Origin of the sequence: Nocardioides xinjiangensis (assembly GCF_017916385.1) — a bacterium.
Classification (GTDB): domain Bacteria; phylum Actinomycetota; class Actinomycetes; order Propionibacteriales; family Nocardioidaceae; genus Nocardioides; species Nocardioides xinjiangensis.
The window spans coordinates 3,002,568-3,019,618 of record NZ_JAFMSW010000001.1; the positions used below are offsets into that span (position 1 = coordinate 3,002,568).

Genomic DNA, 17,051 nt, shown 5'->3' on the forward strand with positions numbered 1-17,051 from the left:
CGGGCGTGCCGACAGCCCATCCCTCCGGCTGGGCGCACGCGGACGGCGCCCTGCGCTCGACCCGCCCCGGCGGACCGCACTGGCTGCGCGAGCCGGCTGACCCCGACGCGCTCGTCGAGCACCTCTGGTCGCGCACGACCACCAAGACCGACGGCGTGCTCAGCGTCGGCGGGGTGCCGCTGCCCGAGCTGGTCCGCGAGCACGGCTCGCCGGCGTACGTCCTCGACGAGGACGACTTCCGGGCGCGGGCCCGCGCCTTCCGCGACGCCTTCGCGGGCTACGAGGTGTTCTACGCCGGCAAGGCGTTCATCTGCACCACCGTCGTGCGGTGGCTCGACGAGGAGGGGCTGGCCCTCGACGTGTGCTCGGGCGGCGAGCTGGCCGTCGCGGAGCGGGCCGGGTTCCCGATGGAGCGGGTCGGCTTCCACGGCAACAACAAGACCCGTGGCGAGCTCGAGCGAGCGGTCGCCCTCGGGGTCGGGCGGATCATCGTCGACTCCTTCGTGGAGATCGAGCGGCTGGCCGAGACCTGCGCCCGGCTCGGCCGGACGGTGGGGGTGATGGTGCGCGTCACCGCCGGCGTCGAGGCGCACACCCACGAGTACATCGCCACCGCGCACGAGGACCAGAAGTTCGGCTTCTCCATCGCCGGCGGCGACGCCCTCGAGGCCGTGCGCCGGGTGCACGCGGCGCCGGGCCTCCGGTTGCTCGGCCTGCACTCCCACATCGGCAGCCAGATCTTCGACACCTCGGGGTTCGAGGTCGCCGCCCGCCGGGTGCTGGCACTGCACGCGCAGGTGGGTGAGGAGCTCGGTGTCGAGATGCCGGAGATGGACCTCGGGGGCGGCTTCGGCATCGCCTACACCACGCAGGACGACCCGTCCGAGCCCGTCGAGCTGGCGGCCGGGATCACCGGCATCGTCGAGCACGAGTGCCGCGCGCTCGGCATCGCCCGGCCGAGGCTTTCGATCGAGCCGGGCCGGGCGATCGTCGGTCCGTCGATGTGCACGGTCTACGAGGTGGGCACGGTCAAGGAGGTCGCCCTCGACGGTGGCCTGCGCCGGTCGTACGTGTCGGTGGACGGCGGGATGAGCGACAACATCCGCACCGCCCTCTACGACGCCGACTACTCCGCCACGCTGGCCTCCCGGGCGTCGGGCTCCGACCCGGTGCTCGCCCGGGTGGTCGGCAAGCACTGCGAGGCCGGCGACATCGTCGTGAAGGACGAGTTCCTGCCCGGCGACGTCCGCCCCGGCGACCTCGTCGCGGTGCCCGGGACGGGGGCCTACTGCAGGTCGATGGCGTCCAACTACAACCACGCGCTGCGTCCTCCGGTGATCGGAGTTCGGGACGGGACGACGTTCACCGTCCTGCGACGGGAGACTGAGGCGGACCTGTTCGCGACCGATGTGGGTGTTTCATGAGTGAGGGTGAGGTGCGCGCCTCCCGTGGCGACGTGCTCAGGGTGGCCGTGCTCGGCTGCGGCGCGGTCGGCTCGCAGGTCGTCCGGCTGCTGAGCGAGCAGAGCGACGACCTCGCGGCCCGCGTGGGCGCCCCGGTGGAGCTCGTCGGGGTCGCCGTGCGCCGCCTCGACGCGCCGCGCGACGTCGAGGTCCCCGAGGGGCTGCTCACCACCGACGCCTCGGGCCTGGTGGCGCGCGACGACGTCGACCTGGTCGTGGAGGTGATCGGCGGCATCGAGCCCGCCCGGTCGCTCATCCTGGCCGCGCTCGACAACGGCGCGAGCGTCGTCACCGCCAACAAGGCGCTGCTCGCGGAGGACGGCCCGACGCTCTTCGAGGCCGCCGCCAAGGCCGAGCGCGACCTCTACTACGAGGCCGCCGTCGCCGGTGCCATCCCGATCCTGCGTCCGCTGCGCGAGTCGCTCGCGGGCGACAAGGTGACCCGCGTCCTCGGCATTGTCAACGGCACCACCAACTTCATCCTCGACAAGATGGACAGCTCCGGCGCGGGCTTCTCCGAGGCGCTCGAGGAGGCGCAGGAGCTCGGCTACGCCGAGGCCGACCCCACCGCCGACGTCGAGGGCTTCGACGCCGCGGCCAAGGCGGCGATCCTGGCCAGCCTCGCCTTCCACTCGCGCGTCACCGCTGCCGACGTCTACCGCGAGGGCATCTCGGAGGTCACGGCAGCCGACGTCGCCAGCGCCCGCGACATGGGCGCGGTGGTCAAGCTGCTCGCGATCTGCGAGCTGCGCGGCGACCACGTGGCGGCCCGCGTGCACCCGGCGATGATCCCGCGGACGCACCCGCTCGCCAGCGTGCGCGAGGCCTACAACGCGGTGTTCGTGGAGTCCGAGGCCGCCGGCCAGCTGATGTTCTACGGGCCGGGAGCCGGCGGTGCGCCCACCGCGAGCGCGGTGCTGGGCGACCTCGTCACGGTCGCGCGCAACCGCCTGGCCGGCACCCGCGGCGCGGGCGAGTCCGCGTACGCCGACCGGGCCGTGCAGCCGATGGGCGAGACCCGCACCCGCTACCACGTCGCGATCGACGTCGACGACCGCGCGGGCGTGCTCGCCGCCGTGGCCAACGCGTTCGCCGACCACGACGTCTCGATCCAGACCGTGCGCCAGGAGGGCCGCGGCGCCGACGCCCAGCTCGTCGTGGTCTCGCACGCCGCGCCCGACGCGGCGCTCAGCGCGACGGTCGACCAGCTGCGCAGCATGGACATCGTCCGCGAGGTCACCTCGGTGATGCGGGTCGAGGGAGGCGACGAATGAGCCACCAGTGGCGAGGCGTCATCGAGGAGTACCGCGACCTCCTCGACCTGCCCGACGGCCTGCACGCGGTGACCCTCCGCGAGGGCGGCACGCCGCTCGTCCACTCCGAGTGGCTCTCGGGCCTCACGGGTGGGCAGGTGTGGCTCAAGGTCGAGGGGGACAACCCGACGGGCTCCTTCAAGGACCGCGGCATGACGGCCGCGATCTCGCACGCCCGGCACCTCGGCGCCGAGGCGGTCGTGTGCGCCTCGACCGGCAACACGTCGGCCTCGATGGCTGCCTACGCCGCCAAGGCGGGGCTCAAGCCGCTCGTGCTCGTCCCGGAGGGCAAGATCGCCGCGGGCAAGCTCGCCCAGGCGGTCGTGCACGGCGCGCAGGTCATCATGGTGCGCGGCAACTTCGACGACTGCCTCGCCATCGCCATCGGGCTGTCGCAGAACTACCCCGTCGAGCTGGTCAACTCGGTCAACCCGGTGCGGCTACAGGGCCAGAAGACGGCGTCGTTCGAGGTCGTCGACTTCCTCGGCGACGCGCCGGACTACCACCTCCTCCCCGTCGGCAACGCGGGCAACATCTCGGCCTACTGGCTGGGCTACCAGCAGTACGCCGAGCTCGGCCGCGCGACCCGGCGTCCGGCGATGCTGGGGTTCCAGGCGGAGGGTGCCGCCCCGCTCGTGACCGGCGAGCCGTTCCCCGACCCCGAGACCAAGGCCACCGCCATTCGCGTGGGCAACCCCGCCTCGTGGCACCTCGCCGAGCAGGCCGCCAAGGAGAGCGGAGGCGGCTTCGCGGCGCTGTCCGACGAGCAGATCCTGTCCGCGCAGATCGAGCTGGCCCGCCACGACGGCGTCTTCGTCGAGCCGGCCTCGGCCGCCGGTGTCGCCGGGCTGCTGGCCGCGGTGGCGTCCGGCCGGGACTTCGCCGGCACGACGGTCGCGGTCACGGTCACCGGCCACGGCCTCAAGGACACTGCCACCGCGCTGGAGTCCTGCGGCGAGATGGTCGACACGGTCGTCGACGCCGACGTGGACACCGCGGCGGCGGCCGCCGGACTGGCCTGAGGTCGATGACCACCTTCGTGGACGGGCCGGTGCGCGTCACCGTCCCGGCGACCTCGGCCAACCTCGGGCCCGGCTTCGACTCCCTCGGCCTGGCTCTCTCGCTGCGCGACGAGCTGCAGGCCGAGGTCGTCCCCCACGGCCTCGCCGTCGAGGTCCAGGGCGCCGGGGCCGACGGGGTGCCGCGCGACGAGTCGCACCTGGTGGTGAGGGCGATGCGTGCCGCGTTCGAGCTGATGGGGGAGCAGCCGCCCGGGCTGCGGCTGTCGTGCCGCAACATGATCCCGCACGCGCGGGGCCTCGGCTCGTCGTCCGCGGCGATCGTCGGCGGCGTGGTGCTCGCCCGGGCGCTCGTCGCCGGCGGCCAGCTCCTCGCCTCCGACGAGGCGCTCTTCGACCTCGCGGCCGACCTGGAGGGTCACCCGGACAACGTCGCCCCGGCGTTCTACGGCGGCTTCGTGATCTCCGGCCGGGAGGACGGTCGCTGGTACGCCGTCCGCGCCGGCGTCGACCCCCGCATCACGGCCGTCGTCTTCGTCCCGCCGACGGGGGTGGAGACGAGGGTCGCCCGGGGCCTGCTGCCCGCGACCGTGCCGCACGCCGACGCGGCCGCCAACTCCGGTCGCGCCGCCCTCCTCGTCGCCGCCCTCACCGGCCACCCCGAGCACCTGCTCCCGGCCACGCGCGACTGGCTGCACCAGGACCAGCGCGAGCCCGCGATGCCCGAGACCCTCTCGCTCGTACGCCGCCTGCGGGCCGACGGCGTGCCCGCCGTGGTCTCCGGTGCGGGTCCCACCGTGCTCGCCTTCGGCTCGACCGACACCTCGGTGCTGACCGCGCGCCGCCCCGACGGCTGGCAGTGCCACGACCTGGCGATCGAGCCCGCGGGCGCGGTGCTGCTAACCTGACGGCGCGCCGCTCGGCGCAGCTGCCCGTCCCGGACCCCCGCAGTCATCGGGTCCGTGTGGACGGGCGACCACCATCCGCCTCGGCGGCCGCTCCTCCGGTCCCGCAGGCGACGCGACGTGCGAAGGACCCACGTGACCGAGACCCCCGCTGCAACCGCGGAGAACGCTGTCCCCGAGACGGCCCAGGCCGCGCCCGCGAAGAAGGCGAGGGGCGGCGGCCTCAGCTCGATGCTGCTCGCCGACCTCAAGTCGATGGCGGCGGGGCTCGGCATCGCCGGCGCCGGCTCGATGAAGAAGGCGCAGCTCGTGGAGGCGATCAGGGCGCAGTCCGGCGGCGCCCGGTCCGGCCAGGCCCAGACCGAGCAGCCTTCGTCCGAACAGCCTTCGTCCGAGCAGCTGCGCATCGAGCAGCCGCCTTCCTCCGAGCAGCCGCAGGCCGAGCAGCCGCGGGCCGAGCAGCCGAGGGCCGAGCAGGCCCGCGCCGAGCAGGCGGGCGCCGCGGCGGCGTCGGAGGAGCCGGCAGCGCGGAGCACCGTGCGGACCCGCACCCGCAAGCAGCGCCAGGCCGAGCAGGACCAGCGCCAGGACCAGCGACAGGACCAGCGGCAGGATCGGCCCCAGGACCAGCAGGACCAGCGGCAGGACCCGTCCGGGGAGCCGTCCGACGGCCAGGACAGGGGGGCCAAGCGGGACCGGCAGGAGGACCCCAAGGACCAGAAGGACCAGAAGGGCCAGAAGGGCCAGCGGCAGGACGCCTCGCAGAAGGGCGAGCAGAAGCCGGCCCAGCAGCAGAAGCAGCGGGACGGTCAGCAGGACCGCCAGGACCGCCAGGACCGTCAGGACCGTCAGGACCGCCAGGACCGGCAGGACCGGCAAGACCGCCAGCAGGACCGGCAGTCCCAGCAGGTCGACGACGACGAGGACGGCGAGGGCGGCAGCCGCCGCAACCGTCGTCGGCGCGGCCGCGACCGCACCCCGGCTCGGCCGGGTGCGCGCAACGAGCCCGACACCACGATCCTCGAGGACGACGTGCTGGTGCCCGCTGCGGGCATCCTGGACGTGCTCGACAACTGCGCGTTCGTCCGGACCTCGGGCTACCTGCCCGGCGCCGAGGACGTCTACCTGTCGCTGTCGATGGTGCGCAAGTACCACCTGCGCCGCGGCGACGCGGTCGTCGGGCAGGTGCGCCAGCCGCGCGAGGGCGAGCGTCGGGAGAAGTTCAACCCCATGGTCCGCATCGACAGCGTCAACGGGACCGAGGCCGACAGCGCCAAGGAGCGTCCGGAGTTCGCCGACGCGGTCCCGGTGCACCCGCACCAGCGGCTGCGCCTGGCGACCGAGGGCACGGACCTGACCGGCCGGGTCATCGACGTCGCGGCCCCGGTCGGCAAGGGCCAGCGCGGCCTGGTCCTCGCGCCGCCGCGCACCGGCGTGACCTCGCTGCTGCAGTCGATCGCGCAGTCGGTGACGACCAACAACCCCGAGTGCCACGTGATGGTCGTCCTCGTGGACACCCGTCCCGAGGAGGTCACCGACTTCCAGCGCGCGGTGAAGGGAGAAGTCGTGGCCTCGACCTTCGACCGTCCGCCGGCGGACCACACCCTGGTCGCCGAGCTCGCCGTCGAGCGCGCCAAGCGGCTGGTCGAGCTGGGCCACGACGTCGTCGTGCTGCTCGACTCGCTCACCCGGCTCGGCCGCGCGTACAACCTCGCCGCGCCGGCCAACGGTCGCGTGCTCGCCGGGCTGGTGGACGCCTCGGCGGTCCACCCGACGAAGGAGTTCTTCGGAGCGGCCCGCACGATCGAGGACGGCGGCTCGCTGACGATCCTGGCCACGGTCGCGGTGGGCACCGGGTCGGCCACCGACGAGTTCTTCCTCGAGGAGCTCGCGGGCACGGCGAACCTCGAGCTCGTGCTGAGCACCGAGCGCGCCGCCAAGGGCATCAGGCCCGCGGTCGACGTCACGGCCTCCGGCACCCGCCACGAGGAGAAGCTCCTCGCCCCCGCGGAGGGAGCGGTCGTCGCCGACGTCCGCAGGCAGCTCGCGGCCGCCGACTCGCAGCAGGCGGTCGCGAAGGTGCTCGGCCCGCGCTGACGGCCCGGCCGGCGCCGGTCCGGTCGGGAATGCCCGGATTGGCGTCGGTGTTCGGACCGGTGGCACACTTGTGCGCCGGTTCCGGTTCACGTCACTACGCGATCCACGCGGGCGACCCGGAGCAAACTCGAGAGGACAACCATGAAGAAGGACACTCACCCCGACTACGTCGAGACCCAGGTGACCTGCACCTGTGGCGCGTCGTTCACCACCCGCAGCACCGCGACCTCCGGCACGATCCACGCCGACGTCTGCTCGCAGTGCCACCCGTTCTACACCGGCAAGCAGAAGATCCTCGACACCGGCGGCCGCGTCGCCCGCTTCGAGGCCCGCTACGCCAAGAAGGCCCCGGCCGCGAAGAAGTAGCGCAGGCATCGGCGCCGGTCGTCCGCACTCGCGGGTGGCCGGCGCCTTGTCGTCTTTCTGGTCGTCTGTCTGGTCGTCTGCACGGGTCGGGTCTGAGGAGGAGCACATGTTCGAGGCGGTCGAGGGCATGCGGGAGGAGCATGCCGAGCTCGAGCGGCGCCTCGCGCTCCCCGAGACCCATGCCGACCAGCGCCTGGCCAAGCAGCTCAACCAGCGCTACGCCGAGCTGACCGCCGTCGTCACGACGTGGCAGCACTGGCTCCAGCTGGGGGACGACGCCGAGGCGGCCCGCGAGCTCGCCGCCGACGACCCGGTGTTCGCGCAGGAGGCCGAGGACCTCGCCGCCCGGCGTGCGGTCGCCGAGGAGCGGCTGCGGAGGCTGCTGGTGCCGCGCGACCCGACCGACGGCAAGGACGCCCTGCTGGAGATCAAGTCGGGGGAGGGGGGCGAGGAGTCGGCCCTCTTCGCCGGAGACCTGCTCCGGATGTACTCCCGCTACGCCGAGGCCCGCGGCTGGGCGGTGGAGCTGCTCGACGCCACCGAGTCCGACCTCGGCGGCTTCAAGTCGGTGACGGCCGCCGTCAAGGCCCGCGGAACGGTCGAGCCCGGCCAGGCGCCGTACGCCCTGCTCAAGTTCGAGGGCGGCGTGCACCGGGTGCAGCGGGTGCCCGTCACGGAGTCGCAGGGCCGTGTCCACACCTCGGCGGCCGGCGTGCTGGTGATGCCGGAGGCCGAGCAGGTCGACGTGAACGTCGACGACAACGACCTGCGCATCGACGTCTTCCGCTCCAGCGGCCCCGGCGGCCAGAGCGTGAACACGACCGACTCGGCGGTGCGGATCACCCACCTGCCGACCGGCATCGTGGTGAGCTGCCAGAACGAGAAGAGCCAGCTGCAGAACAAGGAGCAGGCGATGCGCATCCTGCGCGCCCGGCTGCTCCAGGCCGCGCAGGACGCCGCCGACGCCGAGGCGAGCGAGGCGCGCCGGTCGCAGGTGCGCACGGTGGACCGATCCGAGCGGATCCGGACCTACAACTTCCCGGAGAACCGCATCTCCGACCACCGCACCGGCTACAAGGCCTACAACCTCGACCAGGTGCTCGACGGCGACCTCCAGCCGGTGCTCGACTCGTGCGTGGAGGCCGACATGGCCGCCCGGCTGGCGGCCCTCGAGCCCGGCTCGGGAGGCTGACGTGCGTGCCGGGGAGGCGCGGCGGCACGGTGCGGCACGGCTGCGTGAGGCGGGGGTCGCCTCGCCGGAGCGCGACGCCGACCTGCTGCTCGCACACGTGGTCGACGTGCCGCTCGGCCGGCTGGCGCTCGTCGACGAGGTGTCCTCGGTCGAGGCGGAGCGCTACGACGCGCTCGTCGCGCGCCGCGCCGCCCGGGAGCCCCTCCAGCACCTGACCGGCACCGCCGCTTTCCGGCACGTCGAGCTCGCCGTCGGCCCGGGCGTGTTCGTCCCGCGGCCGGAGACCGAGCTGCTCGCCGGGTGGGCGATCGAGGCCGCCCGGACGGCCGAGCACGAGAACAGCACGTGTCGCGTCGTCGACCTGTGCACCGGCTCCGGCGCCATCGCGCGCGCGGTGGCCGACGAGGTGCCGCACGCCGACGTGCACGCCGTCGAGCTCGACGAGGCGGCGCTGGCGTGGGCGCAGCGCAACCTGTCCGGCACCGGCGTCGATCTGCGCCAGGGCGACATGGCCGCTGCCTTCGACGACCTGCTCGGCACCGTCGACGTCGTCGTGTGCAACCCGCCCTACATCCCGCTCGAGGCGTGGGAGTCGGTGGCCGCCGAGGCGCGTGACCACGACCCGCACCTCGCGCTGTTCTCGGGCCAGGACGGCCTCGACGCCATCCGCGTGCTCGAACGTCGTGCAGCGCAGCTGCTGCGGCCCGGGGGAGTGGTTGGGGCGGAGCACGCCGACGTCCAGGGCGGGTCGGCTCCCGCCGTGTTCGCCGGGTCGGGTCGCTGGGTGGACGTGGCCGACCACCGCGACCTCGCGGGTCGCCCGCGCTACCTGACCGCGCGACTGGCACGATGAGCGACGTGGACAGGCTGGAGACCTCGACCGAGGAGGGGCGCGAGGCGGCGGTGACCGCCGCCGCGGGTGCCGTGCGACGGGGGGAGCTGGTGGTCATCCCCACCGACACCGTCTACGGGATCGCGGCCGACGCCTTCTCCCACGACGCCGTGCGACGGCTGCTGGACGCCAAGGGACGCGGCCGCGACATGCCGCCGCCGGTGCTCGTCTCGGCCCCGACGACCCTCGACGCGCTCGCCGAGGGCGTGCCGACCTGGGCCCGCACGCTCGTCGAGCGGTTCTGGCCCGGTCCGCTCACGCTCGTGTGCCGCCAGCAGGCCTCGCTCATGTGGGACCTCGGGGAGACGCGCGGCACCGTCGCGGTCCGGATGCCGGACCACGAGGTGGCGCTCGCCGTCCTCGAGCGGACCGGACCCCTCGCGGTCAGCTCGGCCAACCTCACCGGTCGCCCCGCCGCGACCGACGCGGACCAGGCCGAGGAGATGCTCGGCGACGCCGTCGCAGTGATCGTCGACGGCGGCACCTCTCCGGGAGGGGAGGCCTCGACCATCGTCGACGCGACCGTTCCCGGCGGCCGGGTCCTGCGGCTCGGCGCCCTCTCCCTCGACACGCTCAACGCGGCGCTCGAGGAGCACGGCGTGGTGCTCGAGGACCAGGGCTAGGGCCCGTGCGGGAGTACCTCCTCGTCTTCCTCGTCGCCCTCTCGGTGACCTACCTCCTCACGGTCGTCGCCCGCGAGATCGCGTTGCGCACCGGAGCCGTGGCCCAGGTGCGCGACCGCGACGTCCACGCCGAGCCGATCCCCTACCTCGGCGGCCTGGCGATGCTCGGCGGCATCGGCGCGGCGTACCTGGTGGCGCGCGAGCTGCCGTTCCTGGGGCTGCGCAGCGAGGGCTTCGTCTTCGACGACGCCCGCACGGTGATCATCGCCGGCGCGCTCATCTGCGCGGTGGGCGTGATCGACGACATCTTCGAGCTCGACGCGCTGACCAAGCTGGGCGGGCAGGTGCTGGTCGCGGGCTTCCTGGTCGTGCAGGGCGTGAAGTTCTGGTGGTTCCCGAACACGGACGGCGAGCTGTTCTCCATCGACAGCTCCCAGGCCGCGCTGCTCACGCTCTTCCTCGTGATCGGCACGATGAACGCGGTGAACTTCGTCGACGGGCTCGACGGCCTCGCGGCGGGCGTCGTCGGCATCGGAGCGGCGGCGTTCTTCCTCTACTGCTACGTCCTCACCGCGCAGAACAACCTCACGCTCGCCACCACCGGCGCCCTGCTGAGCGCCGCGCTCGCCGGTGCGTGCGCCGGCTTCCTGCCCCACAACTTCCACCCGGCCCGCCTGTTCATGGGCGACTCCGGGTCCATGCTGATCGGCCTGGTGCTGTCGGCGAGCGTGCTCACCATGTCGGGGCAGTTCCCGGTGGCCGACGTGTCGAGCGGCGGCAACGGCCTCTTCGTGACCGTGCTGCCGGTGCTGCTGCCCATCTCCTTGCTGATGGTCCCGATGGTCGACCTCGTGCTCGCGGTCGTGCGCCGGACGCGCGCGGGACGCTCGCCGATGAGCGCGGACAAGCAGCACCTGCACCACCGCCTCCTCGAGATCGGCCACTCCCAGCGCCGGGCCGTGGTGATCATGTGGCTGTGGGCCTTCACCATCGCCACCGGCGCGGTGCTGGTGAGCCTCAACACGGAGCCGTGGGTGTGGTGGAGCCTGGGCACGATGCTGGCGGTGACGGTGGCGATGACCTTCGTGCTGCCGAGGGTGAACCGGCCGCGCAAGACCGGGCTCGGCGACACCGGCCTCCCGGAGAACGCGGCGGTCGAGGGCCGTGTCGACGGCGACCCGCCGGGCCCGGCGGGCGACGCACCCGCGGGGACGGCCGTCCCCTGACCGCGATTTCGAGCCGCGCAGGACTTTGTGATAGTTTTCACGAGCAGACGAACACGACCTCCGACAGACAGGCCGCCGCCATGACGACCGAGTCGACGCCAGACTTCCCGACCGGGATGTCGCCGCTCCTCGGTGCCGTGGCCGCCGGAGGCCTCGCCGTGGTCGTCCTGGCGCTCGTCGCGGCCGTCGCCGACGGCAGGGCGGGCGTCGTGGGGGCGGCAGCCGGAGGGGTGCTGACCCTCGTCGTCTTCGCGCTCGGCATCCTCGTCGTCGGCCTCGTGGCGCGCGTGATGCCGTCGGCCTCGTTGCTCGTGGCACTCATGACCTACGCCCTGCAGCTCCTCGCCCTGGCCCTCGTCGTGGCGGCCATCGAGCGTGCCGGGTGGGACGCCACGACCCTGTCGCGCGGGTGGTTCGCCGCCGGGGTCATCGCCGTCACGCTGCTGTGGCTGGTGGGCCAGCTGGTCGCCGCCACGCGCCAGCGGATCCCGTCCTACGACGGCGTCCCCACGGGCGGTGCGGCGCAGCACCCCGGGGGTGAGCGATGACTCCTCCCGCTGCTAGTGTGCGGCACGCGATGGCTCGACAGCTTCCCCCGACGGCCGGACCCGACGACACCCCCAATGGCGACCCCTGGCACGCCTTCGGCTACGTCGTGTCGGGCGTGGGCGTCTACGGTCTGGCTGGCTGGGCCCTCGACCGTTGGCTCGGAACGAGCTTCCTCGTGGCGATCGGCATCCTCATCGGTGCCGGCTTCGGGATCTACATGACGTACGCACGGTTCAACAAGTCAAGCCAGTAGGAGACTGACTCGATGTTCGGCATCACGATGGCTGCGTCCGGCGACGAGTTCGTCGCTCCCGGGCCCAACAGCTTCGACTTCGACGCTGTGCCGCTGTTCAACCTCGGTGGGCTCGCCGTCACGAAGCCGATGGTGCAGCTGCTGCTCGGTGCCCTCATCGTCTTCGTGTTCTTCTACGCCGCCGCCCGCCGTGCCACCCTCGTGCCGGGCCGCCTCCAGTTCGCCGGCGAGAGCGCCTACGGCATGGTCCGCAACTCGGTCGGGCGCGACATCATCGGCAGCCACGACTTCCTCCGGTTCGTCCCGTACCTCGTCACCCTCTTCTTCTTCATCCTCGTGAACAACGCGTTCGCGTCCATCCCGGGGATCCAGTTCCCGACCTTCTCGCGCGCGTCCATGGCCTACGCGCTGGCCGGGCTCAGCTGGGTCATCTACAACGCCGTGGGGATCAAGAAGCACGGCTTCCTCGGCTACCTCAAGCTGCAGAGCGTGCCGTCCGGCGTCAGCCCGGTGATGTACCCGCTCCTGGTGCCGCTGGAGTTCTTCTCCAACATCCTCGTGCGGCCGGTCACGCTGGCGCTGCGTCTGTTCGCCAACATGTTCGCCGGCCACCTGCTGCTGATCCTCTTCTCGACCGGCGGCCTGTTCCTCATCGAGTACGGCGGCATCGGCTACGTCGCCGGCCCGCTGGCGTGGGTGCTCGCGATCGCGATCTCGTTCCTCGAGCTCCTGGTGCAGTTCCTGCAGGCCTACGTCTTCACCCTGCTCAACGCGATGTACATCTCCGGCGCCCTCGCCGACGAGCACTGAGCGCTCGAGCACGACCGCTCGCCCCACAGTTCACCACCCAGCTCTCAAGTAGAAACAACCGAAAGGACAAAGCCGTGGAAGGCTCCCTCAACATGGTCGGTTACGGTCTCGCTGCGATCGGCCCCGGTGTCGGTATCGGCCTGATCTTCGCCGCCTACATCTCCGGTGTCGCCCGTCAGCCCGAGGCCCAGGGCCGCCTCCAGTCGATCGCCATCCTGGGCTTCGCCCTGGCCGAGGCGCTCGCCATCATCGGCATCGCGCTCGCGTTCGTCCTCTGACACGACCCGCCTGCACGACTGACGAAGGACTGCCATGCAGAATCTGATCTTCCTCGCGGAAGGAACCGAGCCCACCGAGGGCGGCCACGCCCCGGAGAACCCGCTCGGCTTCGTGCCGGTCGAGGCCGCCCTGTCGCTCGTCGTCTTCGGCCTGCTGTTCTTCCTCATCTGGAAGTTCGTCGCTCCTCGCTTCGAGCAGACCTTCGCCGAGCGCACGCAGGCGATCGAGGGCGGCATCGCCGCGGCCGAGTCGAAGCAGGCCGAGGCCGACGCCAAGCTCGCCGAGCTGGAGAAGCAGCTCGCCGACGCCCGGCACGAGGCCGCGCGCATCCGTGAGGAGGCACGCGAGCAGGGTGCGGCGATCATCGCCGAGATGCGGGAGCAGGCCCAGGCCGAGTCCCAGCGCATCGTCGAGCACGGCAAGACCCAGATCGAGGCCGAGCGCCAGCAGGCGGTCACCTCGCTCCGCGCCGAGGTCGGCGCGCTCGCGACCGGCCTCGCCGGGCGCATCGTCGGCGAGAGCCTCGAGGACGAGGCTCGCCAGAGCCGGGTCGTCGACCGCTTCCTCTCCGAGCTGGAGGCGCAGAACGGCACGTCCGCGGGGAGCGTCAACTGATGTTGCGAGGAGCGTCTGCCGACGCGTACGCCGCCACCGCCGGTGCCCTCCCGGGCTCCGGTGACGTCGGCGCCGTCGGGCCGGAGCTGTTCGGTGTGGCGGACCTCCTCCGCGCCGAGCCCACCCTGCGGCGCGTCGTCACCGACGCGTCCGTCCCGAGCGAGGCGAAGGCCGGGCTGCTCCGCGAGGTGCTGTCCGGCAAGGTCTCCGAGCTCACCCTGGCCGTGGTCACCGTCGCGGTGGCCCAGCGCTGGACCGCCGGCCGCGACCTCCCCGACGCCCTCGAGCGGCTCGGGGTCGTCTCGGTCGCCCGTTCCGCGGGTGGCGACGCCGGTCGTCTCGAGGACGAGCTGTTCGCCTTCGCGCAGGTCGTCCAGGCCAACCCGCAGCTGCGCGACGCCCTGTCCGACCCGGCCCGCAGCCGGGACGACAAGGCGCGGCTGCTGGCCGACCTGCTGGGCGACAAGGTCCTCCCGGCCACCGTCGTGCTCGTGCAGCAGTCGCTGTCGGGCAGCTACCGGACGGTCGGGGTCGCCCTGGCCGACTACCAGAAGGTGGCAGCCGACGTCCGCGGCGAGGGCGTGGCCACCGTCCACGTCGCCCGGCCGCTCTCCGACGGCGACCGCCAGCGTCTCGCCGACGGCCTCGCGCGCACCTACGGGCGCGAGATCCACCTCAACGTCGTCGTCGACCCCGCGGTCCTCGGCGGCATCCGCGTCGAGATCGGGGACGACGTCATCGACGGCACGGTGTCCAGCCGCCTCGACGAGGCACGACGCCGGCTCGCCGGCTGAGCCGCGGCACCCAGCCCCCCGCACCACCAGAACTTTCGAGCAGACCAGACCAGGAACAGGTGAGATGAGATGACGGAGCTTTCCATCCGTCCGGACGAGATCCGGGACGCGCTCCAGCGCTTCGTGTCCGACTACAAGCCCGACGCGGCGACCACGGAAGAGGTCGGCACCGTTGCCGAGGCGGCCGACGGCATCGCCCGCGTGAGCGGCCTGCCCTCGGTCATGGCCAACGAGCTGCTCGAGTTCGAGGACGGCACGCTGGGCATCGCCCTGAACCTCGACACCCGCGAGATCGGCGTCGTGGTCCTCGGTGACTTCGACAAGATCGAGGAGGGCCAGTCGGTCCGCCGCACCGGTGAGATCCTCTCGGTCCCCGTGGGCGAGGGCTACCTCGGCCGCGTCGTCGACCCGCTCGGGCAGCCGATCGACGGCCTCGGCGACATCGAGACCACGGGCCGTCGCGCCCTCGAGCTCCAGGCGCCGACCGTCGTGCAGCGCAAGTCGGTGCACGAGCCGCTCGCCACCGGCATCAAGGCCATCGACGCGATGACCCCGATCGGCCGCGGCCAGCGCCAGCTCATCATCGGTGACCGCGCGACCGGCAAGACGACGATCGCGATCGACACGATCATCAACCAGAAGCAGAACTGGGAGTCCGGCGACCCGAGCAAGCAGGTCCGCTGCATCTACGTCGCCATCGGCCAGAAGGGCTCGACCATCGCCTCCGTGCGCGGCGCGCTCGAGGAGGCCGGTGCTCTGGAGTACACCACCATCGTGGCGTCCCCCGCCTCGGACTCGGCCGGCTTCAAGTACCTCGCCCCCTACACCGGCTCGGCCATCGGCCAGCACTGGATGTACGACGGCAAGCACGTCCTGATCGTCTTCGACGACCTGACCAAGCAGGCCGAGGCCTACCGCGCGGTGTCGCTGCTGCTGCGCCGCCCGCCGGGTCGCGAGGCCTACCCGGGCGACGTGTTCTACCTGCACAGCCGCCTGCTCGAGCGCTGCGCCAAGCTCTCCGACGAGCTGGGTGCGGGCTCGATGACCGGCCTGCCGATGATCGAGACCAAGGCCAACGACGTCTCGGCGTTCATCCCGACCAACGTCATCTCGATCACCGACGGCCAGATCTTCCTGCAGTCCGACCTGTTCGCGGCCAACCAGCGTCCCGCCATCGACGTGGGTGTCTCGGTCTCGCGCGTGGGTGGCTCGGCGATGACCAAGGCGATGAAGGCCGTCACCGGCTCGCTCAAGGTCGACCTGGCGCAGTTCCGCGCGATGGAGGCGTTCGCCATGTTCGCCTCCGACCTCGACGCGGCCTCGCGCCAGCAGCTCGACCGCGGCCAGCGCCTGATGGCGCTGCTCAAGCAGCCGCAGTACTCGCCGTACCCGGTCGAGGAGATGACCGCCTCGCTGTGGCTCGGCACGACCGGTCGCCTCGACAAGGTGCCCACCGACGACGTGCTGCGGTTCGAGGGCGAGTTCCTCGACTACCTCCGGCGCTCGCACGAGGGCATCCTCGCCGGCATCCGCGAGACGCTGAAGTTCGACGACGCGGCCGAGGCCGAGCTGAGCTCCGCCTACGACTCCTTCCTCGACCAGTTCGAGACTTCCGACGGCCGGAGCATCAAGGCCGGCAAGGAGGAGCACGTCGCCCTCGAGGACGAGGACGTCGAGCAGGAGCAGATCGTCAAGCAGAAGCGGGGCTGACGAGATGGCCCTCTCCGTACGCGAGTACCGCGCGCGGATCAAGTCGACGGAGTCGATGAAGAAGATCACGCGTGCGATGGAGCTCATCGCTGCCTCGCGGATCATCAAGGCGCAGCAGCGGGCCCAGGCCGCCGCGCCCTACGCCCGGGAGCTCACCCGCGCGGTGTCGGCCGTGGCGACGTTCTCGAACGTCGACCACGCGCTGACCACCGAGCCGGAGGACCCCAAGCGGGCCGCGGTGCTCGTGGTCACCTCCGACCGCGGTCTGGCCGGCGCCTACTCCTCGAGCGTCATCAAGGAGGCCGAGCGCCTCGTCGAGAAGCTCCGCGGCGAGGGCAAGGACGTCGACCTCTACACCAGCGGTCGCAAGGGCGAGGCCTACTTCAAGTTCCGCCAGCGCGAGGTCGTGCAGGCGTGGACGGGCTTCTCCGACCAGCCCACCTACGACGTGGCGGCCGAGATCGGGGCCACGCTGATCGCGGCCTTCCTCGCCGACACCGACGGTGACGAGTCGGGCTCCGACGCCCGGCCCGTCGACGAGGTGCACGTCGTCTACACCCGGTTCCGCTCGATGCTGAGCCAGGAGCCGACCGCCGTGCGCCTCCTCCCGCTGGAGGTCGTCGAGGGCACCGAGGCGCCTGCCGAGGGCGACCTGCTGCCGCTCTACGAGTTCGAGCCGTCGCCGTCCGACGTGCTGGACTCCCTGCTCCCGCGCTACGTCCAGAGCCGGATCTTCTTCGCCCTGCTGCAGGCGGCCGCCTCCGAGCTGGCCGCCCGTCAGAAGGCGATGAAGTCGGCGACCGACAACGCCGACGAGCTCATCAAGAAGTACACCCGAATCGCCAACCAGGCCCGCCAGGCCGGCATCACCCAGGAAATCAGCGAGATCGTCGGTGGCGTCAACGCCCTCGCCGACGCGAACGCCGGTCAAGACTGAAGCGGAGA

18 protein-coding genes are annotated in these 17,051 nt (G+C 72.3%); all 18 read left to right on the plus strand.

Translation table 11 applies throughout. The annotated features are described in order from the left end of the window. The first annotated feature begins 5 nt into the window (after positions 1-5). The gene (lysA, locus tag J3P32_RS14185; RefSeq protein WP_374222522.1) at positions 6-1,424 is read left to right on the plus strand and encodes a diaminopimelate decarboxylase; all 1,419 of its coding nucleotides are present in this window, start codon (positions 6-8) and stop codon (positions 1,422-1,424) included. Continuing rightward, positions 1,421-2,737 (plus strand): homoserine dehydrogenase, encoded by a 1,317-nt coding sequence (locus J3P32_RS14190; protein WP_210440430.1) that lies wholly within the window; start codon positions 1,421-1,423, stop codon positions 2,735-2,737. The genes lysA and J3P32_RS14190 overlap by 4 nt, the downstream gene beginning before the upstream one ends. Beyond that, positions 2,734-3,798 carry a threonine synthase gene (gene thrC / locus J3P32_RS14195; RefSeq protein ID WP_210440431.1) on the plus strand — a complete coding sequence of 355 codons (1,065 nt, stop codon included), beginning with the start codon at positions 2,734-2,736 and terminating at the stop codon, positions 3,796-3,798. The genes J3P32_RS14190 and thrC overlap by 4 nt, the downstream gene beginning before the upstream one ends. A 5-nt stretch (positions 3,799-3,803) precedes the next feature. Continuing rightward, complete coding sequence (gene thrB, locus J3P32_RS14200; protein WP_210440432.1) at positions 3,804-4,703, plus strand: homoserine kinase; 900 nt, start codon at positions 3,804-3,806, stop codon at positions 4,701-4,703. Positions 4,704-4,835: 132 nt separating this feature from the next. Further along, entirely contained in the window at positions 4,836-6,797 is a 1,962-nt protein-coding gene (rho, locus tag J3P32_RS14205; RefSeq protein ID WP_210440433.1) for a transcription termination factor Rho, read from the plus strand. Between the two features lie 141 nt (positions 6,798-6,938). Continuing rightward, positions 6,939-7,163, plus strand: coding sequence for a 50S ribosomal protein L31 (rpmE, locus tag J3P32_RS14210; RefSeq protein WP_210440434.1), 225 nt, complete (start codon positions 6,939-6,941; stop codon positions 7,161-7,163). Positions 7,164-7,269: 106 nt separating this feature from the next. After that, positions 7,270-8,355 (plus strand): peptide chain release factor 1, encoded by a 1,086-nt coding sequence (gene prfA, locus J3P32_RS14215; RefSeq protein ID WP_210440435.1) that lies wholly within the window; start codon positions 7,270-7,272, stop codon positions 8,353-8,355. A gap of 1 nt (position 8,356) precedes the next feature. Then, a complete protein-coding gene (gene prmC / locus J3P32_RS14220; RefSeq protein WP_210440436.1) occupies positions 8,357-9,208 on the plus strand; it encodes a peptide chain release factor N(5)-glutamine methyltransferase in 852 nt (283 codons plus the stop codon). Continuing rightward, positions 9,205-9,870 carry an L-threonylcarbamoyladenylate synthase gene (locus J3P32_RS14225; RefSeq protein WP_210440437.1) on the plus strand — a complete coding sequence of 222 codons (666 nt, stop codon included), beginning with the start codon at positions 9,205-9,207 and terminating at the stop codon, positions 9,868-9,870. The genes prmC and J3P32_RS14225 overlap by 4 nt, the downstream gene beginning before the upstream one ends. A gap of 5 nt (positions 9,871-9,875) precedes the next feature. Further along, entirely contained in the window at positions 9,876-11,096 is a 1,221-nt protein-coding gene (locus J3P32_RS14230) for an MraY family glycosyltransferase (protein WP_210440438.1), read from the plus strand. Positions 11,097-11,176: 80 nt separating this feature from the next. Next, entirely contained in the window at positions 11,177-11,644 is a 468-nt protein-coding gene (locus J3P32_RS14235; RefSeq protein ID WP_210440439.1) for a hypothetical protein, read from the plus strand. A gap of 29 nt (positions 11,645-11,673) precedes the next feature. Beyond that, positions 11,674-11,898, plus strand: a complete 225-nt coding sequence (locus tag J3P32_RS14240; protein WP_210440841.1) for an AtpZ/AtpI family protein — start codon at positions 11,674-11,676, stop codon at positions 11,896-11,898. Positions 11,899-11,910: 12 nt separating this feature from the next. Further along, on the plus strand, positions 11,911-12,708 hold the full coding sequence (gene atpB, locus J3P32_RS14245) for a F0F1 ATP synthase subunit A (RefSeq protein WP_210440440.1): 798 nt from the start codon (positions 11,911-11,913) through the stop codon (positions 12,706-12,708). 74 nt (positions 12,709-12,782) lie between these two features. After that, positions 12,783-12,986, plus strand: a complete 204-nt coding sequence (gene atpE / locus J3P32_RS14250) for an ATP synthase F0 subunit C (RefSeq protein WP_307807925.1) — start codon at positions 12,783-12,785, stop codon at positions 12,984-12,986. 34 nt (positions 12,987-13,020) lie between these two features. Then, positions 13,021-13,602, plus strand: coding sequence for a F0F1 ATP synthase subunit B (locus tag J3P32_RS14255; RefSeq protein WP_210440441.1), 582 nt, complete (start codon positions 13,021-13,023; stop codon positions 13,600-13,602). Next, positions 13,602-14,396: a F0F1 ATP synthase subunit delta gene (locus J3P32_RS14260; RefSeq protein ID WP_210440442.1), complete on the plus strand. Its 795-nt coding sequence runs from the start codon at positions 13,602-13,604 to the stop codon at positions 14,394-14,396. Before J3P32_RS14255 ends, J3P32_RS14260 begins: the two co-directional genes overlap by 1 nt. Before the next feature lie 69 nt (positions 14,397-14,465). Further along, positions 14,466-16,106: a F0F1 ATP synthase subunit alpha gene (atpA, locus tag J3P32_RS14265; protein WP_210440443.1), complete on the plus strand. Its 1,641-nt coding sequence runs from the start codon at positions 14,466-14,468 to the stop codon at positions 16,104-16,106. Between the two features lie 4 nt (positions 16,107-16,110). Then, on the plus strand, positions 16,111-17,043 hold the full coding sequence (locus J3P32_RS14270) for a F0F1 ATP synthase subunit gamma (protein WP_210440444.1): 933 nt from the start codon (positions 16,111-16,113) through the stop codon (positions 17,041-17,043). The last annotated feature ends 8 nt before the right edge of the window (positions 17,044-17,051 follow it).

What these genes read in the sequence shown, in the direction of transcription:
- atpA (WP_210440443.1), top strand. Translation starts at nt 14,466, where the DNA reads ATGACGGAGCTTTCCATCCGTCCGGACGAGATCCGGGACGCGCTCCAG.
- J3P32_RS14225 (WP_210440437.1), top strand. Translation starts at nt 9,205, where the DNA reads ATGAGCGACGTGGACAGGCTGGAGACCTCGACCGAGGAGGGGCGCGAG.
- thrB (WP_210440432.1), top strand. Translation starts at nt 3,804, where the DNA reads ATGACCACCTTCGTGGACGGGCCGGTGCGCGTCACCGTCCCGGCGACC.
- prfA (WP_210440435.1), top strand. Translation starts at nt 7,270, where the DNA reads ATGTTCGAGGCGGTCGAGGGCATGCGGGAGGAGCATGCCGAGCTCGAG.
- J3P32_RS14235 (WP_210440439.1), top strand. Translation starts at nt 11,177, where the DNA reads ATGACGACCGAGTCGACGCCAGACTTCCCGACCGGGATGTCGCCGCTC.
- J3P32_RS14240 (WP_210440841.1), top strand. Translation starts at nt 11,674, where the DNA reads ATGGCTCGACAGCTTCCCCCGACGGCCGGACCCGACGACACCCCCAAT.
- rpmE (WP_210440434.1), top strand. Translation starts at nt 6,939, where the DNA reads ATGAAGAAGGACACTCACCCCGACTACGTCGAGACCCAGGTGACCTGC.
- J3P32_RS14260 (WP_210440442.1), top strand. Translation starts at nt 13,602, where the DNA reads ATGTTGCGAGGAGCGTCTGCCGACGCGTACGCCGCCACCGCCGGTGCC.
- thrC (WP_210440431.1), top strand. Translation starts at nt 2,734, where the DNA reads ATGAGCCACCAGTGGCGAGGCGTCATCGAGGAGTACCGCGACCTCCTC.
- J3P32_RS14255 (WP_210440441.1), top strand. Translation starts at nt 13,021, where the DNA reads ATGCAGAATCTGATCTTCCTCGCGGAAGGAACCGAGCCCACCGAGGGC.
- J3P32_RS14270 (WP_210440444.1), top strand. Translation starts at nt 16,111, where the DNA reads ATGGCCCTCTCCGTACGCGAGTACCGCGCGCGGATCAAGTCGACGGAG.
- atpB (WP_210440440.1), top strand. Translation starts at nt 11,911, where the DNA reads ATGTTCGGCATCACGATGGCTGCGTCCGGCGACGAGTTCGTCGCTCCC.
- J3P32_RS14190 (WP_210440430.1), top strand. Translation starts at nt 1,421, where the DNA reads ATGAGTGAGGGTGAGGTGCGCGCCTCCCGTGGCGACGTGCTCAGGGTG.